This is a genomic window from Comamonas sp. GCA5, from assembly GCF_036541385.1.
Classification (GTDB): Bacteria; Pseudomonadota; Gammaproteobacteria; order Burkholderiales; family Burkholderiaceae_C; genus Comamonas; species Comamonas aquatica.
On the sequence record NZ_JAZHFR010000130.1, the window covers coordinates 1 to 6,510 of the forward strand.

Annotated in this window: 4 protein-coding genes, 2 tRNA genes and 1 pseudogene; 5 read left to right on the forward strand and 2 right to left on the reverse strand. The window is 60.9% G+C overall.

The genetic code is table 11. The features are described 5' to 3' along the window. Positions 1-845, forward strand: an 845-nt coding sequence (locus SJH88_RS18130) for a DNA ligase (RefSeq protein ID WP_420921758.1), incomplete at its 5' end; no start/stop codon positions are given. Between the two features lie 135 nt (positions 846-980). Here the strand turns inward: SJH88_RS18130 and SJH88_RS18135 are convergent. Beyond that, positions 981-3,407, reverse strand: coding sequence for an arginine/lysine/ornithine decarboxylase (locus tag SJH88_RS18135; protein ID WP_274755278.1), 2,427 nt, complete (start codon positions 3,405-3,407; stop codon positions 981-983). A gap of 151 nt (positions 3,408-3,558) precedes the next feature. Between SJH88_RS18135 and SJH88_RS18140 the strand changes: the two genes are divergently transcribed. From SJH88_RS18140 to SJH88_RS18155, 4 genes are all read left to right on the forward strand, one after another. Continuing rightward, positions 3,559-3,984 carry an NfeD family protein gene (locus SJH88_RS18140; protein ID WP_045266964.1) on the forward strand — a complete coding sequence of 142 codons (426 nt, stop codon included), beginning with the start codon at positions 3,559-3,561 and terminating at the stop codon, positions 3,982-3,984. A gap of 56 nt (positions 3,985-4,040) precedes the next feature. Continuing rightward, positions 4,041-4,958, forward strand: a complete 918-nt coding sequence (locus SJH88_RS18145; RefSeq protein ID WP_154163044.1) for an SPFH domain-containing protein — start codon at positions 4,041-4,043, stop codon at positions 4,956-4,958. Between the two features lie 81 nt (positions 4,959-5,039). After that, positions 5,040-5,130 (forward strand) — tRNA-Ser (locus tag SJH88_RS18150). A gap of 62 nt (positions 5,131-5,192) precedes the next feature. After that, a tRNA-Ser gene (locus SJH88_RS18155) sits at positions 5,193-5,283 on the forward strand. A gap of 138 nt (positions 5,284-5,421) precedes the next feature. Here the strand turns inward: SJH88_RS18155 and SJH88_RS18160 are convergent. Continuing rightward, positions 5,422-6,280, reverse strand: a pseudogene (locus tag SJH88_RS18160) (DDE-type integrase/transposase/recombinase). Positions 6,281-6,510: the final 230 nt, after the last annotated feature.

Below are 6,510 nucleotides of genomic sequence, written 5' to 3' on the forward strand. Positions count from 1 at the left end.
GCCGCGCGCGTCGGCGCGCGGCATGGGCCCTGCTGCTCGGCGGGTGGCTGGCACTCTCCGGCGCCTGGGGCCAGACGCTGACCCTGGCCGGCCCCTACCACCGCCAGCTGGACATCCAGGCCTACTGGGTCAGCGAGAAATATGACGGCATCCGTGCGCACTGGACGGGCCAGCAACTGCTCAGCCGCCAGGGCCTGCCGATCGAGGCGCCGGCCTGGTTTGTGCGCGGCTGGCCCCGCACCCCGCTGGACGGCGAGCTGTGGGCCGGGCGCGGCCAGTTTGCCGCGGTGCAATCGACCGTGGCCCAGGGCGCGCAGGACGATGCTGGCTGGCGCCAGCTGCGCTACATGGTGTTTGATGTGCCCCAGCACCCCGGGCCGTTCACCCAGCGCCAGCAGCAGTTGCAGCGCACCGTGGCAGCCATCGGCCAGGATTGGGTACAGGTGGCCCCGCAATGGCAGGTGCCCAGCCATGACGCCCTGCAGCGCCAGCTGCGCAGCTACAGCCAGGCGGGCGCCGAGGGCTTGATGCTGCGCCACGCCCAGGCGCCCTACCGGGGCGGGCGCAGCGAGGACCTGATCAAGCTGAAGCTGTTCAAGGACGCCGAGGCCGTGGTCGTGGCCCACCTGCCGGGCCAGGGCAAATACCGCGGCATGACCGGCGCGCTGCTGGTCGAGGCCTCCAGCGGCCAGCGCTTCAAGCTGGGCAGCGGCCTGAGCGATGCCGACCGCCGCCAGCCACCACCGATTGGCAGCACCATCACCTACCGCTTCAACGGCACCCACCCCAGCGGCCTGCCGCGTTTTGCGCGCTACTGGCGGTTGCGCACCAGCGATCAGCCATAAAAAAAGAGAGCTGCTTGCGCTGGTTTTGCAAGGATTTCAGATGGTTTTACATCCTAAGTCCAGGCAGAACATGCGCTGCTTGCTCTCTTTTTCATGAACCTGCCACGACCGTGGTCAGGACCCATCCATCCCGACTCAGGCCTTCTTGGCCACGGTCTTGGCGGCAGCCTTGGTCGTGGCTGCTTTCACCGCAGACTTGGCCACCGGTGCCGCCTTGGCGCGTGCTGCGCGGGGCTTGGGCGCAGCCTGGGCCGACGGGGCCTGCACCACGCAGTCGGCGTAGAAGCGCACATTGCCCTGCTCGTCCTCGATCTCCACCAGGCCGTGGATGTCGGTTTCAAAGCCGGGGCACTCCTTGGCGAATTCGCGCGCGAACAGCAGGTAGTCCACGATCTTCTTGTTGAAGACTTCGCCGGGAATCAGCAACGGAATGCCAGGAGGGTAAGGCGTGACCAGACCCACGGTGATGCGGCCTTCTAGGTGGTCGATCTCGACCCGCTCGGTCTTGCGCTGGGCAATGTGGGCGTAGGCGTCCGAAGGCTTCATTGCGGGCTGCAGGTCCGACAGGTACATCTCCGTCGTCAGGCGGGCGATGTCGTACTTGGCGTACAGCTCGTGCACGTGCTGGCACAAGTCCTTGAGGCCCATGCGCTCGTAACGGCGGTGCTGCTGCACGAACTCAGGCAGGATGCGCGCCAGCGGCTGGTTGCGGTCGTAGTCGTCCTTGAACTGCTGCAGCGCCGTCAGCATGGTGTTCCAGCGGCCCTTGGTGATGCCGATGGTGAACATGATGAAGAACGAGTACAGGCCGGTCTTCTCTACCACCACGCCGTGCTCGGCCAGGTACTTGGTGACGATGGAGGCGGGAATGCCGGTGTCGGCAAAGTCACCGTCCAGGTCCAGGCCGGGCGTGACGATGGTGGACTTGATCGGGTCCAGCATGTTGAAGCCGTCTGCCAGGTCACCAAAGCCGTGCCAGTTGTCGAATTCCTTGCCGTTCTTTTGCTTGGACTTGGTCTTGGGCGCAGCATCCTTGCCGCGGATGATCCAGTCGTCCGCACGGCCCACGCCCTCTTCGGCCAGCTTTTCGGGGCCCCAGACCTGGAACCACCAGTCGTCGTCGCCGAACTCGTCGTCCACCTTGCGCATGGCACGGCGGAAGTTCAGCGCCTCCAGGATCGACTCTTCCACCAGCGCCGTGCCGCCGGGCGGCTCCATCATGGCGGCCGCCACGTCGCAGCTGGCAATGATGCTGTACTGCGGGCTGGTCGAGGTGTGCATCAGGTACGCCTCGTTGAACAGGTGGTGGTCCAGCTTCTCGTTCTGCGAGTCCTGCACCAGCACGTGCGAGGCCTGGCTGATACCGGCCAGCAGCTTGTGGATGGACTGCGTGGCGTAGACCACGGACTCCTTGGGACGCTGGCGCTTCTTGCCCATGGCATGGTAGGTGCCATAGAAGGGGTGGAAAGCCGCGTGCGGCAGCCACGCCTCGTCGAAATGCAGGTTGGCCACGTAGCCGTCCAGCATGGTCTTGATGGTCTCGGTGTTGTACAGCACGCCGTCATAGGTGGACTGCGTCAGCGTCAGCACGCGCGGCTTGACGGTCTGCGCGTCAACGCCCTTGAGCAAGGGGTTGGCGGCAATCTTGGCCTGGATCGACGCGATGCTGAATTCGCTTTGCGGGATCGGGCCGATGATGCCAAAGTGGTTGCGCGTGGGCTTCAAGAACACCGGAATCGCACCCGTCATGATGATGGAGTGCAGGATGGACTTGTGGCAGTTGCGGTCGACCACCACCACGTCACCGGGCGCCACGGTGTGGTGCCAGACGATCTTGTTCGAGGTGGAGGTGCCGTTGGTCACAAAGTAGCAGTGGTCGGCATTGAAGATGCGCGCGGCATTGCGCTCAGACTCACCAATCGCGCCGTTGTGGTCCAGCAGTTGGCCCAGCTCTTCCACGGCATTGCACACGTCGGCGCGCAGCATGTTCTCGCCATAGAACTGGTGGTACATCTGGCCCACGGGCGTCTTCAGGAAGGCTACACCCCCCGAGTGACCGGGGCAGTGCCAGCTGTACGAACCGTCTTCGGCATAGTCCAGCAGCGCCTTGAAGAATGGGGGTTGCACGCTTTCCAGGTAGGCCTTGGCTTCGCGGATGATGTGCTTGGCCACGAACTCGGGCGTGTCCTCGAACATGTGGATGAAGCCATGCAGCTCACGCAGGATGTCGTTGGGCAGGTGGCGACTGGTCTTGGTCTCGCCGTAGATGTAGATCGGCACCTCTTCATTCTTGCGCCGCACTTCGCCAATGAAGCTGCGCAGGCTGTGAATGATGGGGTCGTCGTTGTCGCCGGTCAGCTCTTCGTCGTCGATCGACAAGATGAACGCACTGGCACGACTTTGCTGTTGCGCAAACTGGCTCAGGTCACCATAACTGGTCACCCCAAGGACCTCAAAGCCCTCATCCTCAATGGCCTGCGCCAGGGCACGGATGCCCAGGCCAGACGTGTTGTCGGAGCGGTAATCCTCGTCGATGATGACGATGGGAAAACGGAATTTCATGCGCAACCCCTTGCAGTCGGGAACCAATAAAAGTCAGATAGGCGCGCAGTGTAAGTAATATCTTGGTTCAGCCTGCAAATTGCAGACGCTTTTCCTAAATTTGCGAGCAGTTTCACCACTGCGCCGCACACATAACCTAGGGAGTGACGCCGTGGAGGCAAGTACTATTTGGTGGATTTTGGCCGGCATTGCGATTGCCGCAGAGCTTCTGACGGGGGGCATCTACCTGCTGATGATTTCCACCGGGCTGGCTGCGGGCGCCATCGCCGCCCACCTGGGGCTGGGCCTGCCCGCACAGATCAGCATGGCCGCCATCATCGGCGTGCTGGCCGTTTTGCTGTGCCGCCGCATCCGCGGCCGCCGCATGCCCGAGTTGCCTGCCGCCGCCAACCCCGACCTGAATCTGGACATTGGTGAAACCCTGCACGTGCCCGAGTGGAACAGCGATGGCACGGCGCGCATCCCCTACCGAGGCAGCCAATGGACCGTGGTGCTGCGACCCGGCAGCCTGCCGTCGACAGGCCTGTACCGTGTGATCGAGGTACAGGGCAACCGCCTGATCGTGGACAAGGCCTGACCTGGCCAAGTCACCTGTTTTTTGTCTTTCGTTTTTCTCTTCAAAAGGTTTGGACCATGGAAATTGCCATCATCGGTTTAGTGATTGCTGCCATCTTCATCAGCATGTCGGTCAAGATCGTTCCCCAGCAGCACGCCTGGATCAAGGAACGCTTCGGCAAATATGCCGGCACACTGAGCCCCGGTCTGCGCATCATCATTCCCTTCATCGAGAAGGTGTCGTACAAGCACAGCCTCAAGGAAATCCCGCTCGATGTGCCCAGCCAGGTCTGCATCACGCGCGACAACACGCAGTTGCAGGTGGACGGCATCCTGTATTTCCAGGTGACAGACCCCATGCGCGCCAGCTACGGCTCGTCCAACTACATCATGGCGGTGACGCAGCTGGCCCAGACCTCGCTGCGCAGCGTGATCGGCAAGCTGGAACTGGACAAGACCTTTGAAGAGCGCGACATGATCAATGCCCAGGTCGTCAATGCGATCGACGAAGCCGCGCTGAACTGGGGCGTGAAAGTGCTGCGCTACGAAATCAAGGACCTGACCCCGCCCAACGAAATCCTGCGCGCCATGCAGGCCCAGATCACCGCCGAGCGCGAGAAGCGCGCGCTGATCGCGGCTTCCGAAGGCCGCCGCCAGGAGCAGATCAACATCGCCACCGGCGAACGCGAAGCCTTCATCGCCCGCTCCGAAGGTGAAAAGCAGGCCGCCATCAACAAGGCCCAAGGTGAAGCCGCCGCCATCACCACCGTCGCCGAAGCCACCGCCCAGGCGCTGGAGCGCGTGGCCCAGGCCATCCAGCAACCGGGAGGCGAGCAGGCCGTGCAGCTCAAAGTGGCCGAAAGCGCCGTCGATGCCTACAGCAAGGTGGCCCAGGACGCCAACACCACGCTGATCGTGCCCAGCAACATCTCCGAAGTCTCCGGCCTCATCGCTTCCGCCATGCGCGTGGTGCAGCAAGGCGGCTCGCGTGGCTGAACGCGAAATCGCGCCCGCCTGCAAAGTTTTGCGCCTTTCTCCATTTGAGGCTGCAAAAGCAGGTTAGAATTTCAGCTTCACGGAGAGGTGGATGAGCGGTTTAAGTCGCACGCCTGGAAAGCGTGTGTGGGTTAATAGCCCACCGCGGGTTCGAATCCCGCCCTCTCCGCCAGATTGCAAGCCAAGCTGAATGCTTGGCTTTTCAATTCAGCTCACAGCTCGGCTGTGCAGCCAGGAAGGGTGGATGAGCGGTTTAAGTCGCACGCCTGGAAAGCGTGTGTGGGTTAATAGCCCACCGCGGGTTCGAATCCCGCCCCTTCCGCCAGATATTCAATGAAATCAACAGCTTGCATGGAAATTTGATTTCTGTACCACATAAAGTACCACATAAAACAAAGGCTGCACCCACACGGGTTGCAGCCTTTTTGTTTTTGGCATCATAAATGCGGCCTATGTGTACCTGTCAGGTCCCGAATGATTGCGCACGTTTTTTACGAATAACTCCAGCACTTTCATCTTCTAGGTTTTGAGTGCTTGCCCTAGGGCAACATGTCCCATGTGTCTTTTGCGGCAAATGGTGGTGGTACAGCCATACAAACTGGTGCAATGTCTTCTCCAAGTCCTCGGCACTGTTGAAGTGGTGCGAGCGCAGCACCTAGCTGAGCCGTCCATTGAGACTTTCTACCATGCTATTGGTCTGTGGTGTCTTGGGCTTGGTCAGTCGATGTTCAATGCCCAGGCTTTGGCACAACTGGTCAAACTCGTGCTCTCCCGTTGGCTGACGACAGCGACTGCACAACAGCCGCTCTGTGAACTCTTTACCGTTGTCCGTCAGGATGGCCAGAATCTGGAACGGTGCAGCCTTACGCACTGCGCCTAGGAGGGCTTTGGCGGATGCTGCCGTTTGTGTTGCTTGATAGCAATGAATACCCAGCGGGTTGCCTGTCGATGACCACGAACACATTGCGACGCTTGTCCTCATCCTGCATCAAGGGTAGGTACTTCACATGCACATAGCCTGGCTCGTAAGCCTTGAATGGCTTGCATTCTCCATCAGGCTTGGGTGGTCTAGGGAATCTGGAGTGGCCTAGCCTGGGTAGCAGTTGGGTGCGCAGATAAATGACCAATTCTTCTTGCGCAGCATTGAGTGTGGTTTGCAGCCGATGCGCTGTATGACTGGCCTCATGTACCGTGGTTCTGTGACGCCACTTGCGCAAGGTGTCCATGCCGATGCAGTATTGCTGGGTCAGCTCCCGGTCGGTGCCGCTGGCTTGCTGGAATGCCAAGCGGGTGGCAGGCGTGGTTGTGGCGGCAATCAACATACACGCTCCTTCTAGGTTGCTTGCCATGTTGCCAGAACTGCTTGCAGCACCTCTCGGCCATGGAGCAAGGGACGCTTGTTTTTAAGCAAGCAATCATCCGGAACCCGACAACAGAAGTGGTCCCGGTCGTTTGAACAATTGAGTCCAGTTGCTAAGCGAGATCACCGGGGTTATGCCGCCTGCATTTGTGCAAACGGCAATGCTGCAAAGTACGCTTCATCAGGGGTAGC

Excerpts from the sequence above, each read along its gene's own strand:
- SJH88_RS18135 (WP_274755278.1), bottom strand. The coding sequence starts at position 3,407 with ATGAAATTCCGTTTTCCCATCGTCATCATCGACGAGGATTACCGCTCC.
- SJH88_RS18145 (WP_154163044.1), top strand. The coding sequence starts at position 4,041 with ATGGAAATTGCCATCATCGGTTTAGTGATTGCTGCCATCTTCATCAGC.